Source organism: Kitasatospora nipponensis (assembly GCF_039528135.1).
Classification (GTDB): Bacteria; Actinomycetota; Actinomycetes; order Streptomycetales; family Streptomycetaceae; genus Kitasatospora; species Kitasatospora nipponensis.
Map to the genome: position 1 here is coordinate 1 of NZ_BAAALF010000020.1, position 16615 is coordinate 16615.

The window sequence follows — 16615 nt, forward strand, 5'->3', positions numbered from 1 at the left end:
GGCGCCCCCGGCGACCGCGCGCGCGCGGTCGACGCCGGCGGTCACGGGCACGGCGGGCCCGACGCCGGCGGCCGGGGTGGCGAGGGCTCCGGGTCGGGGCGGGGCGGGAGGGGCGGCGCCGACCACCCCGAGCGGCCCGACCGGTTCGGTGACGATCCCGAGCGCGGCAGGGCCTTTGACGACAGGACCGCCCGCCTGCGCGGCGACTACGAGCAGAAGCTCGCCCTGGAGGAGAAGTACCGCAGGACCGGCGACGCCTTCCGGGAGAAGTTCGACCGGGCGGTCAACGGGTCGCGGCGCCTGCGGCAGCTCGACCCGGCGAGCCGCGAGAAGGTCTTCGCGCAGGCCGAGAGCGACCTGCGCGCCGCCTTCGACCGGGACCTGAAGGGCCTCGGCGGCAGGGACACCCGCCCGGGCGACTGGGCCAAGGCGGCCAAGGCGCTGGACAGGAACGCCGACCGCCTCGGCAAGACCTTCCCCGGTCGGGCCGAGAAGGAGGCGGCACAGCAGAAGTGGTCCGCCACGGTGGACTCCAAGGTCGCCGGTGCCGAGCGCCGGTGGAAGCACGAGGGCCTCTCCGAGGCGACCGTGGAGGACGCCGCGGCGCAGTACCGCGCCGACCTCGACCACGCCTTCGACCACGCCTACCGGCCGCTGGAGGAGAAGCCGTTCACCACGGTGGACGCCAAGGGAGCCCTCGACCGGGCGCTGGAGGCCGTCGACCACGACCTCTCCGGCCGCGGTGCGTTCCACGCGAAGGCGGGCGACCTGCTCGGCGACACCGGGCGCCTGCTCGACAGCACGCTCGACCGCTGGCACACCGCGCACCCCGAGTGGTCCGAGCAGGACCTGCGCGACGTCCGGGAGCAGAGCCGGCAGAACCTGCGGGACGCCTTCAGCGCGAGCCTCGACGACGAGCTGACCAAGCTCCGCAGGACCCCGCCCGGCGACCCGGCCGCCGAGGGGGGCGCGCGGGCGACGGCGCTGGACCGGGTCCGCAAGGGCTGGGGCGGCGTCGAGAACGAGCTGCTGGCGAACCTGCGCGACACCCTGGACGCCACCCAGCACCTGCACGACTTGGGCCCCACCGTCACCCGCGGGCTGCACTACGCACAGCTGGACGCGGTGCTCGCCGGCGGCCACCGCGCCCCGCACGCCCACGCGCACGGCGCCGCCGCGGCGGTGGCGGCCCACGACGCGCGCGGCATCGTGGACCGGCTCATCGGCGACGCCCACGGCCCGCGCGACCCCGGTGGCCCGCACGGCCCGACGGACCCGCACGGCCCGCAGGATCCGAACGGTGCCGGGCCCGCGCTGCCCGACCGGGTCAAGGAGCAGTTGCACGGCCTGACCGACACCCTGCCCGACCGCCTGCACTTCGAGGACCAGGCCGGTCACCGGGCGCAGGCCGCGCTGCACTCCGCCGCCGACTGGACGCCCGAGGGCGGGCACCGGCCGCGGCCCGAGACCGGCGCGCTGGTCACCCACCAGGCCGCGCTGGAGATCGAGGCCGCGCTCGACCGGGCCCGGGCCGGGCTGAACCAGGCCGGCTACGCCCCCGACGCCGTCGCACGCGCCCTGGAGGACCTGGACGCCGACCTGCGCGCGGTGACCGACGCGCTGCCCGACCTGCACGCGGCGGCCGACCACCTGCCGGGTGTGCGCGACGACGCCCACGCGGCGTGGCAGGCGCTGGCCGACCGGCACCCGGATCTGCCCAAGCCCGTGCTGAGCGAGCTGGAGTCGCGGTTCCACCACGACTGGGTGGGCGGCTTCGACGAGGTGGCAACCGGGGGGCGGCTGAACGCCGCGGACCGTCCGGTCGGCGGCCACGGGGGACGACCCGCGCCCGACTCGGCCCTCGATCACCTGATCAGCGCCGGCGAGCAGCGGCTGCTGGCACACACCGACCACCTGCTCGGCCTGGCCGAGCGGCGCAACTGGGACCTGGAGAAGCTCCCCGACCAGGTGGACCAGGCGCTGGCGGCCTGGGAGAAGGACACCGGAGCCGGCCTGCTGCACGACGGTCTGGACGCGGGTGCGGTCAAGGAGGTCGTGGCCGAGGTCGCGAGCGCGCTCCGGGACGACTTCCGGGCGCTGATCGGCGACCGGAGGCTGCACGACCTGACGGGCGACCAGCTGACCGTCCTGCACCACGACTGGGCCGCCGGCGTGGACCGCCGGCTCGGGGAGCTGCCCGACCGGTTCGACCGTAAGCTCGAACTGTCCAACGGCAAGAGCGAGTTCGGCCGCAAGATCGAGCACGGTGCCGACTCCGCGGAACTGGCCGACGTGGTGCGGGACCGCTGGGCGGCCGACCTCGACACGATCCTCTCCTCGGCCGACCCGCACACCTCGCTCGACCCGGTCTTCGATCGGGCGGGTGACTCGCTGCCGGGCCGCTTCGCGTACGCGCAGAAGGTGCGGGAGCACACCCAGTACGTGCTCGACCACCTCGCCACGCTGCACGACGGGCGCGTCGGTGCGGACGGCGGGCCCGGGGAGCGACTGCCGGGACACCGGGTCGAGGCCGTGCGGTCCGACGTCCTCCAGCAGCTCGGCGCGGCGCACGAGAGCGGCAGCGGCTTCCGGGACTACCTGACGGGCGAACAGGACGCGGCGGAGAACGCGCTGCGCGGGGCCGGCGTGCGGATGCAGGCGCACTTCACCCTGGAGCTGGAGGTGCTGCCGGAGGCCAACGCGGCCCTCGACCACGCCGGCGACCGGCGCGGTCTGTCGCCCGAGGTGATCGACGCGGCCAAGCAGAGCCTGGCCGAGGACCTCCGCAAGGCGGTCGGCTCGGATCCGGCCGGGGACGGCCACCGCAGCGCGCCCACCGCGAACCGGCTGCGTGGCCCCGGCGCCACGGGGGACCTGCTGAAGCCCGGTGCGCTGGACGGTCGGCTGCGCTACCACCAGAACCTGGAGGACACCCTCGCGTCGATGCGCGGGCGCCTCGACGAGCGCGCCGGGCTCACCCTGGACGAGGCCGGTCTCGACCGGATCGGCGACGGCTACGCGGCCAAGATCACCGAGCTGGCCGAAGAGCACCTCGGCGGGCTGCGCAGCGGGAGGGAACCGCTGGTCCACGACACGCTCGACCCGCGCCACCGGGCGTTCCAGCAGGACGTCCGCGACCTGCTGGCCGGCCTGGACCGGCGGATCGAGCACGAGGCGTACCTGGAGGGCGCCGACTGGCGCGGTGGCGAGGCCTTCGGGGAGGCCTTCGGCGGGGCCCGCTCCTACGGCATCGACGCCGGGGACCCGGCGCACAGCGGCTTCGGCGACGAGGTGGCGGCGTTCCGGCGCGACTGGCTGGAACTGCACGAGAAGCTCACCGGCGACGGCGCTCTCGACCTCGGGCGCTGGCTGGACGACGAACGGTCGAGCGGGGACGCCTTCCACCGGGGGATGGAGCACGCCGGCCGGCCGGGCCCGGGTGACGGGTCGCGGGGCGGACCGGGTGAGGAGCCGGTGCCGGGGGCGGTGGTGGACCCGCCGGCCGGAGGTGAGCCCGGCCCGGTGGCGGAGCGCCCGCTGCCGGCCTTCCCGGGCGCCTCGGACGAGATCGGCTCGATCGTCAGCACGGTGCTCGACACGGCCCCGGGGAGCGCCGCGATCGGTCGGGTCTTCGACAGCGAGCTGACGCTGACCCACTTCGACGCCCGCAAGCCCGAGTTCGCGCACTTCAACGCCGTCGAGCCGGGCCGCGGGCACTTCACGGGCACGGACATCCGCTCCTTCGCCCGGACCCCATGGGACGCCTCGACGCCGCTCTACACGGCGGTGGCGCACGGCTCCGAGGTGACGGTGACGGTCTCGACCGTGCCGACGAAGGCGACCGGGCCGACGGTGGCCACCACGTCGGCCTCGGCCGGGAAGACCCAGCTGCACGGCCCGCAGTTCGGCGAGGTGCTCGCACGCCGCCCGAGCCTGGGCAACCTCGGGGCGCACGCGGAGATCATCCTGGCCGTCTGCAAGGCCGGGTCGACCGTGGACGACCGGCTCGCCGTGGGTCAGGCGGTGGCCGACCGGACCGGCCACGCCGTCTGGGCGGCCACCACCGACGTGATCGTCTCCGACACGATCGGCCGGGCGTCCTTCGGCCTGCTGCCGGACGAGCGGGGCCGACCGGGCCAGTGGGTCAAGTTCCTGCCGACGCCGACCCGGCCCCCGGTGGCGGTGAGTGCGGCGGACGGCACGACGGCGCTGCCGTCCGCTGCGCTGCTGCCCGCCGCGCTGCCGCCCGCCGGACTCGACGAGGTGACCTCGGCCGGCGCCTTCACGGGCACGATCATGACCGGCGCCGGTGCGGCCGCCGGCTCCGGCAGCGCCGCCGCGACCGCCGTGAGCACCCCTACGGTCGTGCCGACCGCCGAGATCGCCACCCGCCGGCGCGACGTGTACGTCGACCACCTCACCGTCCACGGGCAGTCCTACCAGGCGCTCACGGTGCCGGGGGACGGCGACTGCTTTTTTGTCTCCCTGTTGGCCGGTGCCCACCACCAACTCGGCGACTGGGGCGGGCAGTCGCTCGACGTGCCCGGGCTGCGGAGCACCGTCTCGGACTGGCTGCGCGGCCCGCGGGGGGCGACGCTCCGGCAGAACATGGACTCGATCGGCCGCCGGCCGCTGGAGGTGATCCTCGCCGACCTGACGGACTTCCAGCTCTGGCAGGTCGCCGGCCTGCCCGGCCCGATCCCGACCGGGGACGGCTGGCAGGCCGGGGTGCGCGACAGCGTGCTGAACGCGCTGTCGGCCCCGGCCACGCTGGCCACGGCCGACCCGGGGCGGGCGGCCGCGCTGGCCCTGTCGAACCGGACCTGGGCCCGGGTGCTGACCCAGCGCCCGCAGTTCGCCCAGCCGCTGCAGCTCGACCCGGGCAATCCGACCACCCGACCGCTCGACCCGGTCACCCTGCACGGGACGAGCATCAGCACGATGGTCGACGCGGCCATCCGGCACCGGGCCCTGTGGAGCACCGGGTTCTTCGACGAGGTCCCGGTGGTCACGGCCGAGGCGCTCGGCCTGAACCTCGGGGTGTTCGCGGGAGGCGGCCTGGGCACGCAGCTCACCGTCCCCGGCCGGCCGACCGTTCACCTCTACCGCGACGGCGGCGGCAGCCCGCACTACTCGGCACTGCGTCCGGTGGCGCCGGCGCCGGTCCTCACCCCGCCGGTCCTCACCCCGCCGGTGGCCGTGCCCCTGGTCACCGCCGCGCCCGTGCAGACCGCCCCACCCGCGCAGACGGCCCCACCCGCGCAGACCGCTCCGCCGGTGCAGCCGCCCGTGCCCGCCGCCAAGAAGTCCACCGAAGTCCCCGTCCCCCGGGACGCCTTCGAGCTGCTCGACCTGGTGATCGTGAGCGACCCGGTGCACGTCCGGGACCACCTCACCGCCGCGGGGGCGCTCACCCCCGCCGACCCCCTGCACGCCTGGCTCTCCGACCCCGGCCGGCTGCTGGCGGACTACCGCCGCGACCCGAAGCTGCCGTACCTTCCGGCGGTGCGGGCCCACCTGACGGCCGTGCTGGCCAACCGGGTGGAGCACTCCGACCCCGTCCGTTTCGCCGCGGTCGGCCCGACCACCGTCGCGAGCGCCGGCGCCCAGCACACGGCCGCCGAACTCGCCGCCGCCGTCCGCGATTGGGACACCAGCTACCACCGCGACGACCTGCCCTTCTTCGCCGAGGCGCTGGCGCACGGACTCGACCTCTCGATCGAGGTGCGCGGCGCCGACGGCGCGCTGCGCGGGTCGGTCGGCCGTGCCACCGGTCGGCCGATCAAGGCCGTGCTGCACGACGGTGCCTCCGGCCCCGACCAGCTCATGCTGCCGGGCGTGCCCGGTCTCCACCCGCCGCCCACCCGGCTCACCGAGGACGGTCAACTCGGCGCGGGCGACCGGGTGCTGCCGATCCCGGGCGCGGACGACCTGGTGGTCGAGGCGCTCGGCGGCCACCTGGTCGGCATCCTGGAACCGGCCGAGATCCTCGAGGTGAAGCAGCAGGTGGCCCAGGAGCTGAGCCTGCAGTCGCTGCAGCCGCGGCTCTCCGGGATGACCCGGGGCGACGCCCTGCCGGTCTCCCTGGAGGTCGGCGGTTGGAGCGGCACGATCGCGGTGACCGCCACCGTGCTGAGCGCCACCACCCAGGGAGCCTTCCCCAAGCTGGAGTTCGAGGACGGCAGCGACTCCTTCGGCACCACCGGCACCTTCCACGAGCGCCGGTGGCGGGCGACCGGCGGCCTGCTGCTGCGCGGCAAGGCGACCGCCGACACCACGCCCGGCGGCCAGCTCACGGCGGTCGCCGACTCCTCGCACAGCACGCTGGTCTCCTCCAGCGGCCGGATGTTCAACCGCGGCAAGACTCCCGAGCCGGCGCTGCGGATCACCGCGGACATCCGGCTCGACTTCGACTTCTCGAAGGTCAAGCGCGCCGACCAGCGGATGCCGGTGGGCGCCGCGACCGGTCCGCGGGCCAACCGCGCCCAGATCACGCTCCCGGTACCGGTGGCCGTCCCCGCCGCCGAGGCGGCGAACGCCACGGTACCCGCCAAGGCCGGCCACCACCGCCCGCCGCTGCGGGTGGAGCAGAGCCTCGCGCTGGGCGGATCGGACATCGTCCGCGACCTCTACGCGGTGGACGCGGGCGGCCGGCGCCTGGGGACCGGTGTGCGTTCGCTGCTCGGCGACGCCGGCACCCCGGGCTCGCTGGAGGCCTTCGGCCGGGGCGAGTTCGGCTCGGCCTGGCCCACCGTGCGGGCCGAACTCCTCGGCCAGGTCAGCCTGCTGGGCCTGCAGACCGCCCTGAAGTCGATGATGGCCGGCGACCCCCTGGAGGTGCTGCTCTCCGGGGGCCGGGGCAGCATCGTGATCTCCGCCCACGTGGCCGAGATGTCCCAGCTGCGCACCACCGACCAGACCGAGTTCAACACCGGCACGGACGCGCTGCGCACCTACAGCACCGGCGCCACCACCAGCCTGAGCGGCCAACTGCCCTTCACCGTCCAGCAGACCGCGATCGGCGGTGGCCCGCTGCGGGCGACCGGCGGCGGCTCGGCGCAGTTCGGCCGGGACCACACCGAGGTCGAGCAGGTCGCGCTGCGCTCCGGCAGCGGCGTCAAGGCCAAGGTGCCGGGCGTGGTCTTCCAGGGCATCGCCACCCTGACGTTCCGTCATGTCTCCGATCCGGCACGGGTGTCGGTGACCGCTCCGGTCACCGCCGGCACCCCCACGGCCACCGCGACCGTCGGCTTCCAGGCGGTCATCGAGGTCGGCGAGGCCCAACGCGTGGACGCCCCCGAGACCTTCACCGCGCCGGCCGGTGCGAGCGGTCCGCAGCTGCTCGAAGCGCCGCTGCTGGCACCGCAGTCGACGGCCTGGCGCCCCCGCCCCGAGCTCTGGGGCCTGCAGCCCGGCGGCACCCCCGGACTGCCGCAGAACGCGGTGGTCTACGACGTCCTGCTCGGCCCGCAGCCCGCGCGGACCCCGGGCAGCCGACCCCTGCCGAGCCTGGACGCCCTGCTGAACACCCTGGGCGGGCGCTTCTTCGGCGGCGACTGGAGCGGACTGCGGCCCTCACTGCGCGGCGCGTTCGGCCGCGAGAAGCTGGCCGCCTGGCTGCCCTCGATGTCCCGCGGCCTGCCGGCGCAGAGCCCGGCGCCGGCCCGCCCGCTGCACGGCGACACCCGGGTCTCGGCCACCGCCCAGGTGCATCGGCTGGAGTTCCTCCGGGTGATGGACAAGGCCGAGCTCAACCTCACCAACGAGGCCGCCGAGAGCAGTTCACTGCGCGACACCCACTGGCGCACCTTCGCGGGGCAGGGACAGGGCGGCTACCAGGGCGAGTTGCCCGGTGGCAGCTCGCTGTCGGTCCCGCTGGTCGGCGGCGGCCACGGATCCCGGCACCGCGAGGGGCTGCGCTCGGGACAGGGCAGCAGCGCGGTCGCGGCCGGCAAGTTCGCCGAGCCGATGGTGCTCTACCTGGCGACCGCGACGGTGGGCCTGGGCATCACCGAACAGGGCAGGCCCACGCAGGGGGTCGGCGGGCAGACGGACGTCCGGTTCGTGGTGGCGGTGCCGAAGTCGCTCACTGAGCCGTACGTGACGACCGACGCGCAGCCGAGCCGGCAGGTCTTCACGCTCGCCGACGCCGAGGCGGCGGTGACGGCCGCGGCCGCCGCCGCTGCCACGGCCGCGGTCACCGCCACGGCAGCGCCACCGGTGGCCGCCACGGCCGCGACCACGCCGGTGCCGGCGGTCCAACCGCCCGCGCGGGTGGCGCAGTTCGGTCAGCTCGGCGCCTCCGACGTGGTCACCGGATTCGGCGACGGCCTCGCCGTCGTCAAGTCGCTGCGCGCGGCCCTGCGCCCCACCTTCGGGGAGCACTGGGACCAGGTCGAGGCGGACCTGACGCCGTACTTCGACGCGATCGCGCTGCGCCCCCAGCTGGCCGCCCTGACCGCCGACAAGCGCTGGGGCACCACGGTCTCGGCGAACGGCACGACGGCCGAGATCACCGTCACCGGCGCCTCGGTGGCGACGACGGAGTACCTGAAGCCCATCAAGGACTTCGAGTTCGAGATCGGCACCGAGTCCTCCGTCACCGCCGGCGAGGCGAGCGACGACCAGGGCAGCCGCAGTGCCTCGGCCGCCGTGAGCGCCAAGGTCCCGTACACCTCGATCACCGCCGGCCACGTGCGCACCGCCGACAGCCTGACCGGCGAGATCCTCGACAGCGCGGCCAGCGCGGTCTCCAAGGGCAAGACGGTCGAGCCCGCCGCGCTCTTCAGGGGCACGCTGGACTTCGCCGTCGAGGTGAGGCTCACCCACCCGCTGGGCGTCCCCGGTGGCACGCGGACCCTGCGGGCCACCACCGAGGCGGAGTTCGCCGTCCCGCTGCGTGACCTGCCGATCGACCCGGCCACCCAGCAGAAGCCGGCGCCCACCCGGTACTACAGCCCGCCGCCGCGGATCGCGAAGTCGCTGGTGCTCGGCGCCAGCGACATCGTGCTGACGGTCCAACCCCCGCTGCCGGTCCCGGTCCCGGGTGCCACCGCCACCGTTACGGCGCCGCCCCTGCACGCCCCGGGGGACCGGGCGGCCACCGCGGCCGTCCTGGACCAGCTGGACCGGACCGGCGAGCACGTCTTCGGCTCGCCCGCCGCCTGGGCCGCCGCGAAGCGCAGCCTGGGCCGGAAGTTCACCGCCGGCGCCCTGCAGCCGCGGATGAAGTCCCTGATGGCGGGCCAGCCGTGGGTGATCGCGGTCAAGGGCGGCAGCGTCACGGTGACCGCCGGGATCAAGGAGCTGCAGCACAGCGCCAACACCAAGGCCACCGAGTTCAACAGCGGTTCCACCGGCGGCCTCGCCGGTGCCGTCACCGACGCGGTGGCGACGAGGACGACGAGCGCGAGCCAGGCCACCAGCCTGCAGGTGGTGGCCACCACCGACCCGATCGGCGTGCTGCCGGCCGCGCTGGTCGCCGGCGGGACGCTCGCCCACGTCAGCGGCCAGGACCACACGGCGCAGAGCAACAGTGCGGCGCGCGGCGGCGTCTCCACCAAGAGCAAGGTCCCCGGCAGCGTCTACGACGGCGTGGCGGTCCTGCACTTCGAGTTCCGCCGGCCCTGGCGGCCGTGGGGCCGCAAGGTCGACCAGCGGATCCCGGTCGAGACCCCGGCGGTCCAGCACCGGCTCGACTGGCTCCAGCACCGGATCGACCTGTTGCGCGGACAGCCCGGGACCGAGGCCGAGGTGGCGGCGCTGCGCCGCCAGTACGACGCCCGGGCCAACCGGACCGGCGACCGGATCCGGGCCGCGGCCCAGGCCAAACTCGCCGCCGCGGCGACCGGCGGCGGTGCCGTCAGCCCGATGACCACGTCCGGCATCGGCGTCAGGGAGCACGCGCACGGCTACGCCGAGGTCTTCTTCCAGGCGCTGGTGGAGACCGCCGACGCCGTACCGGCGAGCGACGCCGGCTCGGCCCGCGCGACGGCCGGCGGCCAGCACACCCCCGAGGCCCGCGCGGTCGACGCCGTGCGCCAGGCCGAGCCGCGGACCCTCCAGGTGCCGCCGCCCGCCCTCTGGGACGAGGGCCTGGCCGCCCACCACCCGATCCGCGACCTGCCCGACGTCGGCTCGCTGCGCAGCCTGCTGGACGCCGGTGGCCGGCAGGCCTACCGGGGTGCCTGGGACAGCAAGGGCCCCGGCGGGGTGCGGCGTTCGGACAAGGTCATGGGCGCCTTCAGCCGCGAGAAGCTCCGCACGAACCTGCCGCGGCTGACCGCGGGCGGGGAACTGCGCAGCGAGCCCTTCCTGGTGAACGGCAGGAGCGCCTGGGTCTCGGTCACCGCGAAGGTGGTCGACCTCGCCTACGACCGGGAGGAGAAGGGCGCCGAGGTCGCGCTGACCGGCGAGACCAGCGGGCGGCGCACCGAGCGCGACCTGACCTCACGGCACGGCCAGTTCACCGCTCAGCTGGGCGCGGAGTTCTCCAAGCTGCCGGGCAGGTTCGCCACCGTCCTCACCTTCGGCGGTGGCTACCGCAAGCGCCGCGGCGCGGAGCACGCGGACGGCGGGCGGGCCATCGCCAGCTCGAAGATCCCGATCCCGCTGGTGCACTTCGACGGGCACGTCGAGTTCACCTTCACCTTCCACCACGGGACCGGTGCCAAGGCGCAGGCCGCGGCGCCCGCGCTCGCCGGGGTGGTGCCGTTCGCGGTCTCGATCCCCAAGGAGGAGGTCAGGGAGCAGGTCGAGGGGACCCGGCAGACCTACTTCACCAGCACCGCCCGCCAGGGCACCCAGTGGCCGCCGGTGCCGACCGCGGTGCCGACCGCGATCCCGACGGCGGTGCCCACCATCGTGGTGACCGCGCCACCCGTCCCGGCACCGGTCACGTCGGTCACCAGCGCGCCCGCCGCGACCGGGTACACGGTGGAGTCCGTGGAGGTCGAGGCCGACCCGGCGGGTGTCCTCCCGGTGACGGTGGACCCCGGGGTCCCCGCGGCGTTCACGGTGGAGACCATCGAGATCGAGCTGCCGCAGCCGTCCCCGGCGGTCGTCCAGGTGGCGCCGACGTTCACCGTCGAGACCATCGACCTCGACCTCGACGTCGACCTGCCCGAGCCGGCCGTCGTGGTGACCGGTGTCCACCCGCCCGCGCGGCTGGAGGCCGACCCCAGGGCCGTCACCACCGCCACGAGCACCACGCCCACGAGCACCACGCCCACGAGCACCACCGCCACGAGCCCCAAGCCCACGACCAGTGCGCCGCCGCTCCCCACCCCGCCGGTCACCGTCCCGCTGCTGCCCGCCAAGGACCTGATCACCGGCCGGCTGGAGGCGCAGAGCTGGCACGCCCCGGCTCCGGACGGCACCCTGGACCCGCGGGACGGCCGGGCGATGGGCCTGCTGCGCTACCAGGTGGGCGAGCTCGACGGAGCCTCCCTGCCCACCGACCACCCGCTGCTGCCGCTGACCGCGACCGGCGGCCACCCGCTCCGGGTCGTGCACACCGCCTCGCTGCTCCCCGACGACAGCGAGGGCCGCCAGCGGCAGATCACCGACGCGCTCTTCCACCGGGTGGCCAGACTCGCCGTGGACGAGGCCGCCGAGCACGTCCTGGTGAGCACCGGCACCAGCGCCGAGGAGCCCGGACTGCTGCGTCCGTTGGGCCTGCTGCCGGTGGATCCGGACGAGCGGCTCTGGCACGTGACCCGGCCCGACCTCCAGCAAGCGCTGGCGGGCCGGCCCGAGGCGCCCGACCTGAAGGTGGGCAACTGCGAGACGCCCTGACCCCGCGGCCCCGGCCGTGCCGACCGGCGGGCGGCGCGACGACCGGTGGTCCCCGAACGGGGACCTGGGCAGATCCGGCCCGTCGCCAGCACCATGATCGTGCAGGAGTGCCCAGGTCACCGGCGGCCGTCCGCCGCGCGCCGACCCCGACCGCCCAGGCCCCGGCCGCACCCCCTCGCCGGCCGGGCCGATGCCGACCCGTACGAGAAGAGAGCCGCTCCATGCCCGACCCCGTACAGCCCGACTTCGCTGCCCTGCGGCAGCGCGCGCAGCGCCTCCAGGACGACCTGCGCGAGGCGCAGGAGGAGCTGACGGAGGGGTCCAGCACCGGGCACGCCGCCGCCGGCCTGGTGACCGCGCGGGTGGGCGGTGACGGGCGGTTGCTGGACCTGCTGATCGACGCGTCGGTGATCGACCCGGAGGATCCGCAGGGGCTGGCCGACCTGGTCGTCACCGCCGTCCAGCACGCGCACCAGGCCGCGATCGAGCGGCGTTCCGAGCAGCTCGGCGCGGTCTCCGGCGAGCTGACGGGGATCCTGGCGACCATCCGGCAGGCCGCGGCGGTGCGCCGCCCGGCCGCGCCGCCCCCCTTCCCGGTGCCCCCGGCCTTCCCGGCCCCGGCCGGCTTCGCGGCCCGCCGGACCTTCCGCCCGGCAGCCCCCGCCCCCGGACCGGCCGGACCCGCGGACCCCGCCCCTGCCCCCGCCCCGACCGCGCGCCGGGAGCCCTGATGTCCCGGATCGTCTTCCACCGCCCGGCCCGGGTCCTGCCGCCGCAGCTGCCCACCGAGCCGGTGGTGCTCGCCGCGCCGCCGCAGCCCCCGGGCAAGGACTCCAACGCGTCCTGGGTGATGCTGCTGATGCCGCTGCTCTCCAGCATCAGCATGGCCGGCTACATGATCGTGGCCGGCAAGAAGATGCTGATCCTGCTCGGCATTGCCTTCGTCCTGCTCTCGATCGGGGTGACCGTCGGTGTGCGGATGCAGCTGCGCGGCACCCAGCGCAAGGCCCGGACCCGGGCCCGTGACCGCTACCTGGAGCACCTGATCGAGGTCCGTCGCACGGCCCGTCAGGTGGCGGCCGACCAGCGGGTGGTGTCGGCCTGGCAGCACCCCTCGCCGCACCGGCTGCGGGCGATCGCGGTCCGCCGCCGCCGGGTCTGGGAACGGCGGGTGACCGACCCCGACTTCCTGCGGGTGCGGATCGGGGTGGGGCACGCGCCGCTGACCACCCCGATCCGGCTGGCCGGCCGCAACGACCCGACGGTCGAGTACGACCTGCGGGCCAGGACCGCGGCCGAGCAGCTGATCGCCTCGATGTCCGCGGTCGGCCGGCAGCCCGCGGTGATCGACCTGGCCCGGGCCGGCGTGGTGAGCGTGCTCGGCCCGGCCGAGCTGGCCCGGGCGCTGGCCCGCGCGGTGCTCTGCCAGCTCGCCGTGGGGCACGCCCCGGACGACCTGGCGATCGCCGTGGTCACCGGTGGCGAGGACTGGAACTGGGCGAAGTGGCTGCCGCACACCCACGAGCCGGAGGCCGTCGGCGAGGCCGGGGTCGTCCCCCTGGTGGCCGAGGACTTCGAGGGCCTGGCCGACCACCTGCAGGCCCGGCTGACCACCGCCCGCCACCAGCAGTCCGCCCGCCGCGGCCCGTTGGCGGCTCCCGGCGGCGCCGACACCCGCCGGCGCCTGGTGGTCTTCCTGGACCGCTACGACCCGCGCACCGCCTGGGCCCGTTCGGCCGTCGCCACCCAGCTGCTGGAGGCGGCCGGACCGGGCACCGCGATCACCGTGGTCTGCGTGGTCGAGCGGGAGTCCGACGAGCCGACCCGGGCCGACCTGCGGGTGCGGGTCGCAGCGGACGGCGCGCTGGCGGTCGAGGGCCGGCGCGCCGACCAGGGCGCCCAGGTCGGCGACGCGGTCGCCGACCGGCCGGAGCCCGAGCTCTGCGAGGCGATCGCCCGCGCGCTGGCCCCGCTGCGGCTCTCCGCCGAGGGCGAGGAGATCCTGGCCCAGACCGTCTCGCTGCCCGCCCTGCTGGGGGTGGCCGACCTGGAGACCTTCGAGCCGCAGGACCAGTGGGTCGCCCCCGACCAGGAGGCGGTGCTGCGGGTCCCGATCGGCTTCGACGGCGAGGGGCGGCCGCTGCTGCTGGACCTCAAGGAGGCGGCCCAGGGCGGCATGGGCCCGCACGGACTGGTGGTCGGCGCGACCGGCTCGGGCAAGAGCGAGCTGCTGCGGACCCTGGTCAGCGGGCTGACCACCACCCACGCGCCGGACCTGCTGAGCCTGGTGCTGATCGACTTCAAGGGCGGTGCCACCTTCGCCGGCGTCACCGAACTGCCGCACGTGGCCGGCCTGATCACCAACCTGGTGGACGACCTGGCGCTCGTCGACCGGGTCCGTGACGCGCTGGTGGGCGAGCAGCAGCGCCGGCAGCGGATGCTGCGCGACGCGGGCAACCTGGACTCGGTGCGCGAGTACCAGCTGCGCCGGGCGGCCGGCCACCCCGGCCCGGACGGCAAGCCGCTGGAGGCGCTGCCCTACCTGCTGATCGTCGTCGACGAGTTCGGTGAACTGCTGAACGGGCGGCCCGACTTCATCGAGCTCTTCGGGCAGATCGGCCGGGTCGGCCGCAGCCTGGGCATGCACCTGCTGCTGGCCTCGCAGCGGCTGGAGGAGGGCCGGCTGCGCGGCCTGGACGCCAACCTCTCCTACCGGATCTGCCTGCGCACCTTCTCCGCCGCCGAGTCCCGCACGGTGATCGGCACCCCCGACGCCTACCGGCTGCCGCCGATCCCCGGCTCGGCCTACCTCAAGGTCGCCGAGTCGCTCTACGAGCGCTTCCGGGTCGCCCACGTCTCCGGGCCGCACCTGTCGGCCGACCAGCGTCGGGCCGAACTCGGCTCCACTACACCGACGGTGGCGGAGTTCGCGCTGCGGGTGGCGGCCGACCCGGACGCCGAACCGGCGCTGCCCGCCGGCACCCAGCGGCCCCGGCCGCTGCTGGCCGGTCCCACCGAGATGCAGGTGCTGGTCGAACGCCTCTGCCGTTCGGGACAGTCGGTGCACCAGGTCTGGCTGCCGCCGCTGCCCGGCGCGCTGCCGCTGGACAGCCTGACCGGACCGGTGGCCCTGCAGCCCGGTCACGGGCTGACCGCCGAGTGGTGGCCCAGGCGCGGCGAACTGAGCGTCCCGGTGGGCGTGCTGGACATCCCGCTGCGCCAGCGACAGCAGCCGCTGGTGCCGGACTTCGGCCGCGAGCACGGCCACCTCGCCCTGGTCGGCGCCCCGCAGTCCGGCAAGAGCGTCTTCCTGCGCTCGCTGCTGCTCTCCGCGACGCTCACCCACACGCCCGACCAACTGCAGTTCCTCTGCCTGGACTTCGGCGGCGGCTCGCTGCTGCCCTTCGAGGCCGCCCCGCACGTGAGCGGGGTGGCCGGGCGGCACGACGGCCAGCGGGTCCGCCGGGCGCTCGCCGAGGTGGCCCAACTGATCGGCGAGCGCGAGCGGTTCTTCCGCGAGTCGGGCATCGACGCGGTCGCCGAGTTCCGCCGCCGGCGGGAGGCCGGCGAGCTGGCGCCCGGCACCCGGGCCGCCGACCTCTTCCTGCTGGTGGACGGCTGGGGCGCGGCCCGGGCCGAGGTGGAGGGCATCGACGAGGCGCTGCTGGACATCGCCGGGCGCGGACTGGGCGTGGGCGTGCACCTGGTGCTCACCGCCAACCGCTGGGCGGACCTGCGGATGGCGCTGCGGGACGCCTTCTCGGCCCGGCTCGAACTGCGGCTCAACGACCCGGCCGACTCCGAACTCGACCGGCGCGCGGCCCGCCGACTGGTCGGGGCCGGGGCCGGCCGCGGACTCTCCCCGCAGGGCCTGGAGTTCCAGGTCGCGCTGCCCCGCCTGGACGGCCGGGAGGGCACCGAGGGGCTGGCCGAGGCCCAGCAGGAGGCGATCGCCAAGATCGCGGCCGGCTGGACCGGCACCCCGGCCCCGGCGATCCGGATGCTGCCCGCCCGGCTGACGCCGGCCGAACTGCCGGCCCCGGTAACGCCGTTGCCCGCCGGGCCGGCGATCGGCATCGGCGAGGACGATCTGGCCGCCGTCCACCTGGACCTGGACGGCGACGAGCCGCACCTGCTGGTCTACGGCGACTCGGGCGCCGGCAAGTCCTCCTTCCTGCGGATGTGGATGGCCCAGCTGGCCGCCCGGCGCCCGGCCTCCGAGGTCCGCTTCGTGGTCTTCGACTACCGGCGCAGCCTGCTGGGCGGCGTCCCCGAGGACCACCTGGGCGCCTACGCGGGCGACTCGGCCGCGGCCCGCGCCTACGTCGAGCAGGTCACCGCCAAGCTCGCCGAGCGCCTCCCGCCCGCCGAGGTGACCCAGCGCCAGCTGCGCGAGCGCAGCTGGTGGAGCGGCCCGGAGTTCTACCTGGTGGTGGACGACTACGACCTGGTCGGCGGCGGCCGCCAGTCGCCGCTGGCGCCACTGGCCGACTACCTCCCGCAGGCGCGCGAGATCGGGCTGCACCTGGTGGCCGCCCGGCGGGTGGCCGACAGCAGCCGCACCCAGCTGACCGAGCCGCTGCTGGGGCGGGCCCGCGAGCTGGGCGCCGCCGGCCTGCTGCTCTCCGGGGACCCGCGCGAGGGCGCGCTGGTCGGCGGGGAGCGGGCGAGCGTGCGCCCGCCCGGGCGCGGGCTGCTGGTGCGCCGCAGCCACCCGGCCACCGTGGTCCAACTGGCACTGCCGGCCGAGGAGTCACAGGAGCGCGAGGTGTCGCCGCAGGCGGAGGAGCACGTGCAGGAGTGACCCGCGCGCCGGTGG

3 protein-coding genes are annotated in these 16615 nt (G+C 75.8%); all 3 read left to right on the forward strand.

Going from position 1 to position 16615, the window contains the following annotated elements; all coding sequences use genetic code 11:
- A partial coding sequence (locus ABD323_RS08775; protein WP_425555915.1) for a hypothetical protein occupies window positions 1-11796 on the forward strand: 11796 nt, incomplete at its 5' end.
- Window positions 11797-12017: 221 nt separating this feature from the next.
- The gene (locus tag ABD323_RS08780) at window positions 12018-12527 is read left to right on the forward strand and encodes a YbaB/EbfC family nucleoid-associated protein (RefSeq protein ID WP_344440676.1); all 510 of its coding nucleotides are present in this window, start codon (window positions 12018-12020) and stop codon (window positions 12525-12527) included.
- Window positions 12527-16600 carry a type VII secretion protein EccCa gene (eccCa, locus tag ABD323_RS08785; protein ID WP_344440677.1) on the forward strand — a complete coding sequence of 1358 codons (4074 nt, stop codon included), beginning with the start codon at window positions 12527-12529 and terminating at the stop codon, window positions 16598-16600. The genes ABD323_RS08780 and eccCa overlap by 1 nt, the downstream gene beginning before the upstream one ends.
- The last annotated feature ends 15 nt before the right edge of the window (window positions 16601-16615 follow it).

Excerpts from the sequence above, each read along its gene's own strand:
- eccCa (WP_344440677.1), top strand. The coding sequence starts at position 12,527 with ATGTCCCGGATCGTCTTCCACCGCCCGGCCCGGGTCCTGCCGCCGCAG.
- ABD323_RS08780 (WP_344440676.1), top strand. The coding sequence starts at position 12,018 with ATGCCCGACCCCGTACAGCCCGACTTCGCTGCCCTGCGGCAGCGCGCG.